This window comes from Corynebacterium lemuris (assembly GCF_024919295.1).
GTDB classification, from domain to species: domain Bacteria; phylum Actinomycetota; class Actinomycetes; order Mycobacteriales; family Mycobacteriaceae; genus Corynebacterium; species Corynebacterium lemuris.
The window spans coordinates 1-14,399 of record NZ_JANWTC010000025.1 but is presented as its reverse complement, the minus strand read 5'-3'; the positions used below and the strand labels follow the sequence as shown (position 1 = coordinate 14,399).

General features: G+C 64.3%; 16 protein-coding genes and 1 other RNA gene. 15 read left to right on the top strand and 2 right to left on the bottom strand.

The window, feature by feature from the left end:
• Positions 1-57 precede the first annotated feature (57 nt).
• Both hisN and NYP18_RS14995 read right to left on the bottom strand, forming a co-directional pair.
• Entirely contained in the window at positions 58-849 is a 792-nt protein-coding gene (gene hisN / locus NYP18_RS15000) for a histidinol-phosphatase (RefSeq protein ID WP_259429008.1), read from the bottom strand.
• A gap of 4 nt (positions 850-853) precedes the next feature.
• Positions 854-1,708, bottom strand: a complete 855-nt coding sequence (locus tag NYP18_RS14995) for an inositol monophosphatase family protein (protein ID WP_259429007.1) — start codon at positions 1,706-1,708, stop codon at positions 854-856.
• A gap of 61 nt (positions 1,709-1,769) precedes the next feature.
• Between NYP18_RS14995 and prfB the strand changes: the two genes are divergently transcribed.
• The 15 genes from prfB to NYP18_RS14920 all read left to right on the top strand — a co-directional run bounded on the left by prfB (position 1,770) and on the right by NYP18_RS14920 (position 14,163).
• Positions 1,770-2,873 (top strand): peptide chain release factor 2, encoded by a 1,104-nt coding sequence (gene prfB, locus NYP18_RS14990; protein ID WP_259429006.1) that lies wholly within the window; start codon positions 1,770-1,772, stop codon positions 2,871-2,873.
• A 95-nt stretch (positions 2,874-2,968) separates the two neighbouring features.
• Positions 2,969-3,658: a cell division ATP-binding protein FtsE gene (ftsE, locus tag NYP18_RS14985; protein WP_259429005.1), complete on the top strand. Its 690-nt coding sequence runs from the start codon at positions 2,969-2,971 to the stop codon at positions 3,656-3,658.
• 16 nt (positions 3,659-3,674) lie between these two features.
• A complete protein-coding gene (ftsX, locus tag NYP18_RS14980) occupies positions 3,675-4,577 on the top strand; it encodes a permease-like cell division protein FtsX (protein WP_259429004.1) in 903 nt (300 codons plus the stop codon).
• 4 nt (positions 4,578-4,581) lie between these two features.
• Positions 4,582-5,163, top strand: a complete 582-nt coding sequence (locus tag NYP18_RS14975) for a hypothetical protein (RefSeq protein ID WP_259429003.1) — start codon at positions 4,582-4,584, stop codon at positions 5,161-5,163.
• Positions 5,163-5,807: a hypothetical protein gene (locus NYP18_RS14970; protein ID WP_259429002.1), complete on the top strand. Its 645-nt coding sequence runs from the start codon at positions 5,163-5,165 to the stop codon at positions 5,805-5,807. Before NYP18_RS14975 ends, NYP18_RS14970 begins: the two co-directional genes overlap by 1 nt.
• A 25-nt stretch (positions 5,808-5,832) precedes the next feature.
• Positions 5,833-6,321, top strand: a complete 489-nt coding sequence (gene smpB / locus NYP18_RS14965; RefSeq protein ID WP_259429001.1) for an SsrA-binding protein SmpB — start codon at positions 5,833-5,835, stop codon at positions 6,319-6,321.
• Positions 6,318-6,677, top strand: a complete 360-nt coding sequence (locus NYP18_RS14960) for a DUF488 domain-containing protein (RefSeq protein WP_259429000.1) — start codon at positions 6,318-6,320, stop codon at positions 6,675-6,677. Before smpB ends, NYP18_RS14960 begins: the two co-directional genes overlap by 4 nt.
• 47 nt (positions 6,678-6,724) lie before the next feature.
• Positions 6,725-7,101, top strand: a transfer-messenger RNA (tmRNA) gene (gene ssrA, locus NYP18_RS14955).
• Positions 7,102-7,472: 371 nt separating this feature from the next.
• A complete protein-coding gene (gene aqpZ, locus NYP18_RS14950) occupies positions 7,473-8,216 on the top strand; it encodes an aquaporin Z (RefSeq protein ID WP_259428999.1) in 744 nt (247 codons plus the stop codon).
• A gap of 75 nt (positions 8,217-8,291) precedes the next feature.
• Positions 8,292-8,699, top strand: a complete 408-nt coding sequence (locus tag NYP18_RS14945; protein WP_259428998.1) for a hypothetical protein — start codon at positions 8,292-8,294, stop codon at positions 8,697-8,699.
• A 421-nt stretch (positions 8,700-9,120) separates the two neighbouring features.
• Positions 9,121-10,137, top strand: coding sequence for a siderophore ABC transporter substrate-binding protein (locus NYP18_RS14940; RefSeq protein ID WP_259428997.1), 1,017 nt, complete (start codon positions 9,121-9,123; stop codon positions 10,135-10,137).
• A 213-nt stretch (positions 10,138-10,350) separates the two neighbouring features.
• Positions 10,351-11,364 carry an ABC transporter permease gene (locus tag NYP18_RS14935; RefSeq protein WP_259428996.1) on the top strand — a complete coding sequence of 338 codons (1,014 nt, stop codon included), beginning with the start codon at positions 10,351-10,353 and terminating at the stop codon, positions 11,362-11,364.
• Positions 11,357-12,490 (top strand): iron chelate uptake ABC transporter family permease subunit, encoded by a 1,134-nt coding sequence (locus tag NYP18_RS14930; protein WP_259428995.1) that lies wholly within the window; start codon positions 11,357-11,359, stop codon positions 12,488-12,490. Before NYP18_RS14935 ends, NYP18_RS14930 begins: the two co-directional genes overlap by 8 nt.
• Positions 12,487-13,242 carry an iron ABC transporter ATP-binding protein gene (locus tag NYP18_RS14925; RefSeq protein ID WP_259428994.1) on the top strand — a complete coding sequence of 252 codons (756 nt, stop codon included), beginning with the start codon at positions 12,487-12,489 and terminating at the stop codon, positions 13,240-13,242. Before NYP18_RS14930 ends, NYP18_RS14925 begins: the two co-directional genes overlap by 4 nt.
• On the top strand, positions 13,243-14,163 hold the full coding sequence (locus tag NYP18_RS14920) for an arsenic resistance protein (protein WP_259428993.1): 921 nt from the start codon (positions 13,243-13,245) through the stop codon (positions 14,161-14,163). It begins immediately after the preceding gene.
• Positions 14,164-14,399: the final 236 nt, after the last annotated feature.

The following is a 14,399-nucleotide window of genomic DNA, read 5'->3' as shown; positions in this document are numbered from 1 at the left end:
CGTTGATCGCGTATGACCACTGAACCCCAGGAATCAATCATCTAGGAACGACGGGAACTAGCCCTCGCCGCGCAGCGCGGCGAGGGTTTCTTCATGCAGCAGGCCGTTGGTGGCCACCGCATCACCACCGTGGGGGCCGTCCGCCCCGGCCAGGGAGCTGAAGCGGCCACCGGCCTCGGTGACGAGGATTGCCAGGGCGGCCAGGTCCCAGAGGGAGACCTCGGGCTCGGCGGCGATGTCGACCGCACCCTCGGCAACCAGGCAGTAGGAGAAGAAGTCTCCGTAGCCGCGCAGGCGCCAGGTCTTGTCGGACAGGGCGATGAAGTGCTCCCGCAGGCCGCGCTCGGCCCAGCCCTCCAGGGAGGAGAAGGCCAGGGAGGCGTCGCTGAGGGAGGCCACACCGGAGACGCTGAGCTTCTTGGGGGAGCCGCCGTTGAAGGTGCGCCAGGCACCGGATTCCTCGGCGGCGTACCAGCGGCGGGCCAGCGCGGGGGCGGAGATGACGCCTACGACGGGCCGGCCGTCGACAAGCAGGGAGATCAGCGTGGCCCAGACGGGCACGCCGCGGACGAAGTTTTTGGTGCCGTCGATCGGGTCGATGACCCACTGGCGACCCTCGTGAGTGACCTCGCCGCCGAATTCCTCGCCGAGGATCGCGTCGGTGGGCCGGGCCTCGGCCAGTTTCGCACGCAGTGCCTCCTCGCAGGCGAGGTCGGCATCGGAGACCGGGGTCATGTCGGGTTTGGCGGTGACGTTGAGGTCGGTGGCCTCGAAGCGCTCGAAGGTCAACGCGTCCGCGAGGTCGGCGAGTTCGAGGGCGAGGGCAAGGTCATCGGCGTACGTGCTCATGGCTCTACATTCTAACCAGCGCGGACCTGACCTGTTCCACTGCGCGGGCATTACCTGCCACACACCAGGTGACTCCAGCGGCCTCGACCTTCACTCCGACGCCGCCGGCGCCCTCGACGAGCGCCTTGCCCGGCAGCCAGTCCCAGTCGGCGACGGAGTGCTGCATCCACACGCCCATCGAGCCGTCCGCCACGGAGGCGAGGTCGACGGAGGCCGCACCGAGCATCCGCAGGGTGGCGAATTCATCGACGACCCGGGTCCAGGCCTCGCGACGTTCCGGTTTCGCCAGCGAGGTGGGGTGCAGGTAGGTGGCCAGGCAGAGCTGCCCGGCGTCAATGTCCTGCAGCTTCGTCACCCCCCGGCCGTCCCGGACCGTCGGGATCTCCGGCCCGCCCAGCCAGGTGTAACCCATCGCGGGGCGGTGCACCGCACCGAGGATGAGGCGCTCCGGGGTGGCCGGATCGCCCTCTGTCAGGGCGAGGGCGGCGCACCAGTAGTCGGAACCGACCGTGAAATTGTAGGTGCCGTCGACCGGGTCGACCACCCATGTCCGCCCCGAGGTCGAGGGGTGGTCGGTGCCCTCCTCACCGACGATCCCGTCCTCCGGGCGCAGCTGCTTCAGTGCACCGGCGATGAACTCCTCCGCTGCGTGGTCGGCCTGCGTCACCACATCAGAGACGGAACTCTTGTGGCGGGTGTCCACGCCCTGTTCACGCATCCGCCAGGCCAGGCGCCCGGCGTTGTAGACGAGGGCCTGGGCGAGGTGTTCGTCGGAATCCTGGTCGTGGGCGATGACGAACGTCTTCGTTATCGCGGCGATCATGTCTTCAAGGCTGGCGGCAGGGTGTTGATTGGTCATGGGCCCATTGTGCCCCCTCGTGCGCGATGACTCAGCCGGGGGACAAGTAGACTGTCAGGTTATGCGACCGGAAATCTCTGCTGCACTCGAAGATCTGGACTCCACCCTCACCACCATCGAGAAGGTGATGGACCCGGAGGAGTTGTCCGCGCGCGTGCGTGAGCTGGAGCAGCAGGCCTCCGATCCGAGCCTGTGGGATGACCCGGACCATGCCCAGCAGGTCACCTCCGAGCTGTCCGCCGTGCAGGGCAAGCTGCGCAAACTCACCGACCTGCGCCAGCGTCTGAGAGACCTGCCCATCATGTACGAGCTGGCCGAGGAGGAGGATGATGGCGACGAGCTGGCCGAGGGGGAGCTCGCCGACGTCCGTGAGCAGATCGAGGCCCTTGAGGTCACCACCATGCTGTCGGGGGCCTATGACCAACGTGAGGCACTGATCAACATACGTTCCGGCGCGGGCGGGATCGACGCCGCGGACTGGGCGGAGATGCTCATGCGCATGTACACCCGCTGGGCGGAGAAGAACGGCCACAAGGTCGACGTCTATGACATCTCCTACGCGGAGGAGGCCGGCATCAAATCGGCGACGTTCGTGGTGCACGGCGACTACATGTACGGCCAGCTCTCGGTCGAGCAGGGCGCCCACCGCCTGGTGCGTATCAGCCCCTTCGACAACCAGGGCCGCCGCCAGACCTCCTTCGCCGAGGTCGAGGTGCTGCCGGTGGTGGAGAAGGTCGACTCCATCGATATCCCGGACAATGACGTCCGTGTGGATGTCTACCGTTCCTCCGGTCCGGGCGGCCAGTCCGTGAACACCACCGACTCGGCCGTGCGGTTGACCCACGTCCCGACGGGCATCGTGGTGACCTGTCAGAACGAGAAGTCGCAGATCCAGAACAAGGCCTCCGCCATGCGGGTCCTGCAGGCGAAGCTGCTGGAGAAGAAGCGCCAGGAGGAACGCGCCGAGATGGACGCCCTCGGTTCCGGCGGCCACGCCTCCTGGGGCAACCAGATGCGTTCCTATGTGCTGCACCCGTACCAGATGGTCAAGGACCTGCGCACCAACTTCGAGGTGGGTGACCCCTCGAAGGTGCTGGACGGCGAGATCGACGGTTTCCTTGAGGCCGGCATCCGCTGGCGGATGGCGGAGCAGCAGCAGGCTTGAGTCGGGCGTAGCACTTCCTGGCAACTTGGTGGCACCCCCTCTCCTGCGTTCACAGGCGCCGCAACCCTCACAGGGCGTTGGCTACAGTGTGAGAGGTGATCACGTTTGACTCCGTCACCAAGGTCTACCGGACCTCGACGCGCCCGGCCCTGGACAACATCTCCCTGACCATCGACAAGGGGGAGTTCGTCTTCCTCATCGGGCCATCCGGCTCAGGAAAATCCACCTTCCTGGAGCTGCTGATCCGGGAGGAGAACGTCACCTCAGGCGACATCCACTTTGCGGACCTCCACGTCAATCAGCTCCGGGGCGGGCAGATCAGCCAGCTGCGGCAGCGCATCGGTTACGTCTTCCAGGATTTCCGCCTGCTGCCCAAACTCAACGTCCACGATAACGTGGCCTTCGCGTTGGAGGTCATCGGGAAGAAACGCCGCCAGATCGACAAATCGGTGCCCGAGGCCCTGGAGATGGTCGGCCTGGCATCCAAGGCCGACCGGATGCCGCACGAGCTCTCCGGGGGTGAGCAGCAGCGTGTCGCCGTGGCCCGCGCCGTGATCAACCGCCCCCTGCTCCTGCTGGCGGACGAACCCACCGGCAACCTCGACCCGGAGACCTCCGCCGGCATCATGTCGTTGCTGGGCCAGATCAACCGCGGCGGCACGACAGTGGTGATGTCCACACATAACGCCCGGGCGGTCGACGACATGCGCAGGCGCGTCATCGAACTCAACCTGGGCCGGCTCGTGCGTGATGACGCCCACGGTGTCTACGGCGAATCCCGATAGCGGCAAGGAGCACCACATGAACATCAGATTCGTCCTCCGGGAGGCCTTCCGCGGGCTGGGCCGGAACTTCACCATGACCGTCGCCCTCGTCATCACCACGGCGATCTCCCTGGCGCTGCTGGCCACAGGATTTCTCGTCACCCAGATGACCGGGGACACCAAGGACATCTACCTCGACCGGGTGGAGGTGATGGTCCAGCTCGACGAGGACATCTCCGCGAACGACGCGGACTGCTCATCGCAGGCGTGCCGGGAGGTCCGTGAGCTTCTCGACGGCGCCGAGGGCGTCGACTCCGTCACCTACCGCTCGCGTGAGCAGTCCTATGAGCGTTTCGTCGAGGTCTTCCAGGACACGGACCCGCAGTTGGTCGCGGAGACCTCCCCCGATGCCCTGCCCGCCGCGCTGCACGTGCGCCTGAGCGATCCGCTGGACCAGACCCCGCTGGAGCCGGTGCGTGACCTGCCGCAGGTGGACACCGTCGTCGACCAGGTCGATGACCTGCGCGGGGCCACCGAGAACCTGGATGCGGTGCGCAACGCCACCTTCCTCGTGGCCGCGGTGCAGGCGGTCGCGGCGGTCTTCCTCATCGCTAACATGGTGCAGATCGCGGCCTTCTCCCGCCGCCACGAGATCTCCATCATGCGCATGGTCGGTGCCTCCCGCTGGTTCACCCAGGCACCGTTCGTGCTGGAGGCCCTCATCTCGACATTCATCGGTGCCGTCCTGGCCACGGTGGGCCTGTTCCTGGGCAAGGAGTTCGTCATCGACAAGGCACTGCGCGGCCTCTATGAGTCGCAGCTGATCGCGCCGGTGACCAACGCCGACATCTGGCTCGTCGCCCCTGTGGTCACGCTGACAGGTCTCATCTTTGCCGCGGTCACGGCACAGGTCGCGCTGCGCAGTTATGTGAGAAAGTAGAGGCATGACCTGGACCCTGGCCCTGGCCGTCTCCCCGACCGGCAACGGCACCGCGAAACTCGGCGTCTCCGGCAGCCCGGAGATCACCGGATACTTCCCCGAGATCGACCGCGCTGTGCGCTTCTCCTCCGAGGGGGAGGACAGCCGGGTGCCTGCCCGGACCTGCCTCATCATTGAGGAGGGGCTGGAGCCTCACGCCCTCAAGTGGTATCTGGGTGAGCTCGTCATCGCCGGCATCCCGGCCCAGACCGTGCAGGTGCGCAGCGAAGCCGAGGTCCTGAACACCGCCTACGGCCAGTCCGTGGAGATCGTCCCGCAGGAGATCCCAAAGAAGAAGGGGTTCCTCTCCGTGGAGGAACCGGTGCGTGACGAGGTGACCATCGTCGTCCCCGGCAGGGAACCGGAGGTCCGTCCCCGCGAGGACGTGGCGCTGCTGGCACTGGAGAATCCCGTGGCGCAGTCTCTCGTGGACATCCCCGCCGATGCCCCCGCACCGGCGCCGGAGAAGAACACCAGCGTGAACAACTACATCATCATCGTGGCTGTCGCCCTGGCTGTCGTCCTCGGCGTCGTCTTCCTCATCTGATGGGCTGGTCGCTGGGTCTCTCCCTCGGCCCCGGCGGGGTGGGTTCTGCCGTCGGGCTCAGCGGGGGAGGGGTGCACCTGATCGGGGCGTTCCCCACGATCGCCCGTGCCGTCCACGCCGCCACCCAGGCCACCAGCGGTCCGGCCACCCGGGTGGTGCTGGTCCATCCCGCGGGCCTCACCGTAGACGAACTCGGCCGCCACCTCGGGGATCTGGCCCTGGCGGGGATCGATGTCGACGGAATCCAGCTGCGCACGGATGTCGAGGTGCTCCATGCGGTGACCGGGCACCGCGTCCTGCTTGTCGACGCCGACCGTCACCTCATCGCAGCCCATCCCGGGCGGACCTCGCGGTTTGAGGCGGACAGGTTGGCCGCGCTCGTCGCCAAGCAACCCCATGACACGACGGTGGCGCTGACCGGCCACCCGGAGACCCGCGACCGCTACCACGTCGCCGCCCGCGACTACGCGCCCCTGCTCGTCGAGCGTCCGGCACTGGCGGCACTTGCGCTGCAGGCCCCCGACACCACCACGCTGGTGAGCACGCCACGTACCGCCGGAGCGTTGCACAGACGTCCAGGCGCCCTCCCTGTCCTGGCGGCCCTCCCGGTCATCATGGTGCTCCTGCTGCTTCTGCTGCTGTGAGCAGCCGGGTAGCATGGACCGGACTATGGCCAAGAAGAAGAAAACTCAGGACCGTAGCGTCCTGGCCACCAACCGCAGGGCCCGGCACGACTACAACATCCTGGAGACGTACGAATGCGGTGTCGTGCTGGTGGGCACGGAGATCAAGTCCCTGCGTGAGGGCAAGGTGTCCATCGCCGACGCCTTCGCCACCGTCGATGACGGCGAGGTGTGGCTGCGCAACCTCCACATCCCGGAGTACTCCCTGGGCTCGTGGACCAACCACCCCCCGAAACGCACCCGCAAACTCCTCCTGCACCGCCGGGAGATCGACTCCATCATGGGCAAGGTCCGCGACGGCAACCGCACCCTCGTACCGCTGCAGCTCTACCTCAAGGACGGGCGCGCCAAACTCGAGCTCGGTCTGGCGCAGGGTAAGCAGGACTACGACAAACGGCAGGACATCAAACGCCGCACCGAGGAACGTGAGATCACCCGCGAGCTGGGCAGGCGGATCAAGGGAATCCAGGGATGATCACCGCGGTCAAGGTCCACGACCTCCTGCGGGGCGACGCCGCCGTCACCGGACTCGCTATCCTGGTCGACCGGCTCTGGCCCCGGGGAGTGGCGAGGGTGGACCTCGACTGCCTCTGGCTGAAGGAGGTGGCCCCCTCCCACGAGCTGCGGAAATGGTTCGGCCACGACCCCGCCCGGTGGGAGGAGTTCCAGGCCCGCTACCGGGCGGAACTCGACGCCGGGAATAGCGATGTCGGCGAACTCGTTGCACTGGCGGACGGTGATATCACCCTCCTCTACGGAGCCGCCGACCGCGAACACAACCAGGCAATCGTGTTAGCGGAATGGTTGACGGAACAGGTGAAGAAGCGTTAAGATGAACCATCCTGCGGACAGATGCACAATCCCGCCGCAGTGAATACGGGGCTGATTCAGGTTTCGACTTCGTATATTGAGCCAGGGGAAGCGTGCCGGTGCAGGCTGAGGACCACCGCAAGCGTCGCAGCAAACCCATAAGCGCCGAGAACACTCAGCGCGACTACGCCCTCGCTGCCTAAGTAGCGACCGCGTGTCTGTCAGGCCGGACTCGCCTCTGATCCGGACCCTGGCATCGACTAGGAGGCTTGCCGTCCAGCCGCGTCAGCGGGGTTGAACGGGACACTTACCGCTGACTGGGCCCATCATCCGGAACGAGTTCGTCCGAGCCGGAGGGCCGAGCAGAGATCCGGCGCGAACTGCGCACGGAGAAGCCCTGGCGAGGTGACGAAGGACCCGGGTTCAATTCCCGGCAGCTCCACTGAGGGAGATCCCCGGACCAGCACTGGTCCGGGGATCTCCTCATTTCATGGTCTAAGAAGTAGGTTTCGGAGGTTAGGTCCGGACATGTATCTCTCGGGTGCGGCGGCATGGTGAGCAGCGCGGATCCTGGGAGATACATGTCCGGACCTGACGGGTGGGATCTGGCGGGTGAGACCTGACCCTCGGCTCCGAACTTCCAAGGGGACAGGTCCCGGGCAGCACCGGCTCGGATGGCTGTGCCCGCAGGCGCGGAACGATGCCGGACGATCCTGACGTATCTGTTACACAAACACCCTGCCAGCAGGGACGACGCATCGTAGAGTCAGCTTCATACACTGTTTCCCACCGTCTGGAGTTCACGTGCATCAATCAATGACGACACGCCTGGCCGCAGAGTTGCTGGGTACTTTTGTTCTCGTCTTCGGCGGCTGCGGTAGCGCGGTCTTCGCTGCGAGCGTCCTGTCCGCTGACAACCCGAACATCAACATGGGCATCGGCTTCGTGGGTGTTGCCCTGGCCTTCGGACTCACTGTCCTGACCATGGCCTACGCTGTCGGCCACATCTCCGGTGGGCACTTCAACCCGGCTGTCACCCTGGGTGCGTTCCTCTCCCGCCGCGTGGAGGGTTCGGCCGTGCTCCCGTACATGCTGGCCCAGGTGATCGGCGGTTCGCTGGCGGGTGGTGTCATCTACGTGATTGCCTCGGGCCGGGAGGGTTTTTCCGCCGTGGAATCAGGTTTCGCCACCAACGGCTACGGGGACCGTTCTCCGGACGGCTATTCGCTGGTGGCTGTGCTTGTGGCGGAGGCGGTGCTCACCGCCATCTTCCTCTGGATCATTCTCGGATCCACTGACCGTCGTGCCCCGCAGGGTTTTGCCCCGGTCGCGATTGGTCTGGCGTTGACGTTGATCCACCTGATCTCGATCCCGATCTCCAATACCTCGGTGAACCCGGCACGTTCGTTGGGCGTGGCGTGGTTCGCGGGGAGCGAGCCGTTGATGCAGGTCTGGGCGTTCATAGTCGCGCCTCTGGTGGGTGCGGCAATCGCCGGCTTCACCTATCCGCTGATTTTCCCGGACGAGAGTGATCATGTGTTGGAGGAGATCGGCGCCTGAGACGGCCACTGGCGTCGAAAGGTATGAACGTGTACCTTCTATGAGTACACGTCAACAATATTGCTAGGAGCTTTCATGTCCAAGATTTCCACCGCTATCCTCCGCGGCGTCTCCGGCGCCTTCATCGCCAACTCCGGCGTGGGCAAGATCGGCATGCCGGCCGAGTACTCCGCCGGCGTCCAGCAGGCGGCGGCCTCCGGCATCCCTGCACTGGCAAAGCTGCCCTCGGACAAGTTCGGCACCTGGCTCGGCTACGCGGAGACGGGCCTCGGTGTGGCCCTGCTGGCGCCCTTCGTGCCCAATAAGGTCGCCGGCGCCGGGTTGGCTGCGTTCGGTGGTGGCCTGCTGTCAATGTACTTCCGCAACCCGGAGAATACCGAGGCTGACGGGATCCGCCCCTCGCAGGAGGGCATGAGCCTGGCGAAGGATGTCTTCATGTTTGCCATCGGCCTCGCGCTGATGACCCAGGGCGACGACAAGTAAGGTTCACCACCCGCCCCCGCACTCTGATTCAGCTCAGGGGCGGGGGCTTTCGGCTGCCTGTCAGCCACCCGGGGGCGGGTGCGGAGCGCCAGGGTATTTCCCGGAGATTTCCCGGGGGTTCGGGTCGAAATCACTGGTCAACGGCAGACGGCCATTTCTGAGGATGTGAAATTTACTAATTTGTGTCATCAGCCACTCTTTCGCGGGTAAGGTGAGCCAAAGCAACGTCTGGGTTACAATCTTGCAAAAGCCCTCCTGCCTCGCAGTTTGCTGGATTTCACCCCTCTCGAAGGTGGATTTGCGCAAGGTAGCCTTGCCTCACCGGTGGTGACGTTGTACTGTCCCTCAATTAGGGAACCCTGCCCTAAACTGCCAGGACGCTGGTCACCTTTCAAACGGATTTTTAAGGAAACAAGGACACATGGCACGATTCCGTACCTCCCTGATCGCCGCGGTCGCCGCCGCCGGTCTGTTCCTCACCGCCTGCTCCGACAGCAGCACGACCACGGCTGACACTGACAGCACCGCTGCCGCCGAGGCCACCACGATCACCATCGAGGACAACCACGGCACCAAGGAGATCACCCAGCCGGTCGGCAACGTTGCCGCGACCGATAACCGTGCCTTCGAGCTGCTGGACCGCTGGGATGTTGATCTGGTGGCCGCTCCGGTCAGCCTGGTCCCGTTCACCGTGACCTCCTACAAGGAGGACGAGAACATCGTCGACCTGGGCACCCACCGCGAGCCGAACCTGGAGGCGCTCACCGCCGCCCAGCCGGAGCTGATCGTCAACGGCCAGCGTTTCGCCCAGTACTACGATGAGATCTCCACCCTCAACCCGGATACCACCATCATCGAGCTCGATCCGCGTGACGGCGAGCCGCTGGACCGGGAGCTGATCCGCCAGGCCGAGATTCTCGGCGAGGTCTTCGATGAGGAGGAGGACGCGGCCATCATCGTCGCCGACTTCAACGATGCCCTCGAGCGTGCCAAGACCGCCTATGAGGCCGTCTCCGACAAATCCGTCATGGCCGTGAACGTCTCCGGCGGCAACATCGGCTACATCGCCCCCTCCGTCGGCCGTACCTTCGGACCGATCTTCGATCTGCTGGGCCTGACCCCGGCTCTCGAGGTCGACAACGCCTCCTCCGACCACGAGGGCGATGACATCAACGTCGAGGCGATCGCCGCCTCCAACCCGGACATCCTCCTCGTCATGGACCGCGACGGCGGCACCACCACCCGCAACACCGACGAGTACGTCGCTGCTGAGCAGGTCATCGAGGACAACGAGGCCCTGGCCAACGTCACCGCGACCACCGAGGGCAATGTCTACTACGCACCTGCCGACACCTACACCAACGAGAACATCCTCACCTACACCGAGATTCTCAACGGTCTGGCCGACCTCTTCGAAGAGGCCGCGAACAACAATTAATTCGGTGGACTGGGGAAGGGACGGCTAGGATTCGTCCCAATTTCCGGAATCACCCGAAACATCCAGGAGGCTGTCTTGTGCACACGAGGCAGTCTCCTTCCCTTTTACCGCCCCACCGGGCCCGGACCGCACCGGTCCGCCCACGCCAGAAACCAGGAAACACGCATGTTCATCGCTTCACCGTCTGCCAGTGAGAGAAAGGGGGACTGAGGGGTGTCCACCGCATCTCCCGCTTCCGCACAGTCGCAGACAACCCCCGGACGTCAGGTACGTACCCGGGTGAAACTCTTCGACTGGAAGCTGATTCTCGGCTTCATCTTCGTCGCCGCCCTCGTCGTGGCCTCCCTCTTCACCGGGCAGTACGACATCTTCGGTGGTGATGACGGTCAGCTGATGTTTGAGGCGGTCCGGATCCCACGCACGGTCTCACTTATCCTCGCGGGCGCCGCCATGGCGATGTCCGGCCTGGTGATGCAGCTGCTGACCCAGAACAAATTCGTGGAACCGAGTACCACCGGCACGACGGAGTGGGCGGGTCTGGGTCTGCTGGCGGTCATGTACTTCATCCCCGCGGCCACCATCCTCGACCGGATGATCGGCGCCGTGGTGTTCTCCTTCGTCGGCACGATGATCTTCTTCATGTTTCTGCGCCGGGTGACGCTGCGTTCCTCGCTGATCGTGCCCATCATCGGCATCATGCTCGGTGCGGTGGTCAGCTCGATCTCAACTTTCTTCGCCCTGCAGACGGATATGCTGCAGCAGCTGGGAATCTGGTTCGCAGGTTCCTTCAACACGGTCTTCCGTGGCCAGTACGAGGTGCTGTGGATCGTCATGTTCATCGTGATCGCGGTGTTCTTCTTCGCGGACCGGCTGACGGTCGCGGGAATGGGTGAGGAGATCGCCACCAACGTCGGCCTGAACTACAACCGCATGATCCTCATCGGCACCGGCCTGATCGCCGTGGCAACGGGTGTGGTCACCGTCGTTGTCGGCAGTCTGCCTTTCCTGGGTCTGATCGTGCCGAACATCGTCTCCATGTTCCGTGGCGATGACCTGCGTTCCAACCTCCCCTGGGTGTGCCTGATGGGCATCGCGGTGGTCACCGTCTGCGACCTGATCAGCCGCACGATCATCGCGCCCTTCGAGATCCCGGTCTCCGTGATCCTGGGCATCATCGGTGCGGTTGTCTTCGTCATCCTGATCGTGAGGCAGACGCGCCGTGGATAAGCACATCGAGAATAAGACGACAGGCCTGGAGCGCCGCGAGACCTTCCTGGAGTCCACCGCGGTGGAGGAGCACGTCACCGTCGGTTCTGAACTTCCGGCTGAGTCGGAGGGCACCCACATCAGGGAGCGGACCTCAGGGCCGTTCCAGACGAAGAAGGCCAGGCGCAAGTACTGGTTCATCATGGCCGGCCTGTCCGTGGCCGCGCTTGTCTTCACCTGGGGGCTGATCTGGTACAGCAACCCGATGCCGGTGGGTCATCCGGGGTTCGCGCTCATCGCCGAACGCCGCATGGAGTCCGTCGTGGTCATGGCGATCGTGGCGTTCTGCCAGGGCATCGCCACAGTGGCCTTCCAGACGGTGACCAATAACCGGATTCTCACGCCCTCGATCATGGGCTTCGAATCGCTCTACACGGTCATCCACACCTCGACGATGTTCCTCTTCGGCACGACGGCTTTCCTCGCGACCCGGGGCCTGGAGCTGTTCGTCGGGCAGATGGCCGTGATGATCCTGCTGACACTGGTGCTCTACACCTGGCTGCTCACCGGCAAGGGCGGCAATATGCACGCCATGCTGCTGGTCGGCATCATCATCGGTGGTGGCCTGGGTTCAGTGTCCACATTCATGCAGCGCACGCTGACTCCCTCGGAGTTCGACGTCCTGTCCGCCCGCCTCTTCGGCTCTGTCAACAATGCGGACACGCAGTATTTCCCGGTTGCGATCCCGATGATCGCCATCGCGGGTGTCCTGCTGATCCTCAACTCCCGCAAGCTCAACGTCATCGCGCTCGGCAGGGATGCGACCACCAACCTCGGCGTGAACCACAAGCTCCTGTCGGTCTACACGCTGATCCTGGTGTCCGTGCTAATGGCGGTATCGACTTCGCTGGTGGGGCCGATGACGTTCCTCGGTTTCCTCGTGGCCACCCTGGCCTACCAGTTCGCGGACACCTATGACCACCGATTCATCTTCCCGATGGCCGCGCTCACCGGTTTCGTGGTTCTCACTGGTTCCTACTTCATCATGAACCACATTTTCCGGGCACAGGGTGTCGTCTCGATCATCATTGAGCTGATCGGTGGCACCGTCTTCCTCATCGTCATCCTCAGAAAGGGCCGACTGTGATCACACTGACCAATGTCCGTAAGGAGTACAACAGCGACGTCGCGATCGGACCGGTGACGTTGGAGATCCCCGCCGGCGGTATCACTGCGCTGGTCGGTCCGAACGGTGCCGGCAAATCCACGTTGCTGACCATGGTCGGCCGCCTCCTGGCGATGGACTCGGGTGAGATCACGGTGGCGCAGCACGACGTGTCGTCGACAAGCTCGAAGGACCTGGCGAAGATCATCTCGATCCTGCGCCAGGAGAACCACTTCGTGACCAAGCTGACGGTGCGCCAGCTCGTCGGCTTCGGCCGTTTCCCCTACAGCAAGGGCCGGTTGAATGCGGAGGATGAACAGATCATCTCCCGCTACATCGACTTCCTGAACCTGACCGACCTGGAGAATCGTTATCTCGACCAGCTCTCCGGCGGACAGCGCCAGCGCGCGTATGTGGCGATGGTGCTCTGCCAGGAGACGGATTATGTGCTTCTCGACGAACCGCTGAACAACCTCGACATCGCCCACTCTGTGGAGATGATGAAGCACCTGCAGTCCGCCGCCCGGGAATTCGGCCGCACCATCATCGTGGTGCTGCATGACATCAACTTCGCCGCCCGCTACGCCGACTACATCTGCGCGGTCAAGGGCGGCAAGATCGCGGAGTTCGGCACGCCCCGGGAGGTCATGCGTGATGACATTCTCACCGAGATCTTCAATACCCCGGTCCAGGTGATCGACGGTCCCAACGGACTGCTCGCCGTCTACCACTAGATGGTCCCCTGGCTCGAGCGTAACCAGATCGCCTGCTACCTCGCGGCGATCCTGGCCGGACTGCTCATCGACGCCCCGGTACTGCAGGGTCTGGTGACCCCCGTGCTGGGGTTTCTGCTTTTCGTCACCTTCCTGTCTGTTCCTCTGACACGCGTGCGTATCAACGCCCGCTTCCTCACCGTCCTCGCCCTGCTCAACGCGGCCATCGTCCCCGTGGTTGCGGGACTGCTGGCCCTGCCCCTGCGTGATGACACCGTCGTCCACGCCGCTGTCCTGCTCGTTCTGCTCGCCCCCTGCATCGATTACGTCATCGCCTTCACCGGCCTGGCCGGGGGAGCGCGCGCACAGTTGCTTGCGGCGACGCCTCTTCTGCTCATCGGGCAGTTGCTGCTTCTCCCACCCCTGTTGCGTCTCTTCGTGGGGTCGCAGGAGGCGCTCCCGGCCGGACCTTTCCTCGAGGCCTTCCTCCTGTTGATCCTTCTCCCCCTGGGCGCGGCCTTCCTTCTGCAGCGGTTGATGCCGCGCCGCCGCTGGGCCCGGCGTATCGACGCCGCCGGCAATGCCGCGATGGTCCCGCTCATGATGGCCACGCTCTTCGTGGTGCTCGCCGGCCACGCCGGAGGAGTGCTCGAGCAGTGGCAGCGGCTTCTCCTTCCCGCCGGTATCTACCTTCTCTTCGCCCTGGTGATGATCGTGGCCGGCCTGACGGTCAGCTCCCTGCTGCGGTTACCCGCCCCGCAGCAGGTGGCGGCGACCTTCAGCGGGGTGACCCGCAATTCGCTGGTGGTTCTGCCCTTCGCTCTGGCGATGGGCGGGCCCCTCGCTCCGGTCGTGGTGGTCACCCAGACCATGGTGGAACTGGTCATCATGGTGGTGATGGTGGGGGCCATGCCCCGCATTGTTCGCAGAATGTCCGGATGACCTGGCGATTTGCTTGTTCGGTCTAAAGGTTCGTATAGTCATTCTCGTTGCCACGAACGGTTACCGAGAGGTTGCCGGGAAGGAAACGAAAGCAGAACTTCTCAGTTTGGATTTGACAGAGTCAGTCCGATACAGTAAGTTCAGACAAGCTGCTGAAGAGCTCAAGCCCCTGAGGGCGACAGTGAAAAGCATGCAAATGTTGTTTGAGAACTCAATAGTGTGCCAATGTACTTTTG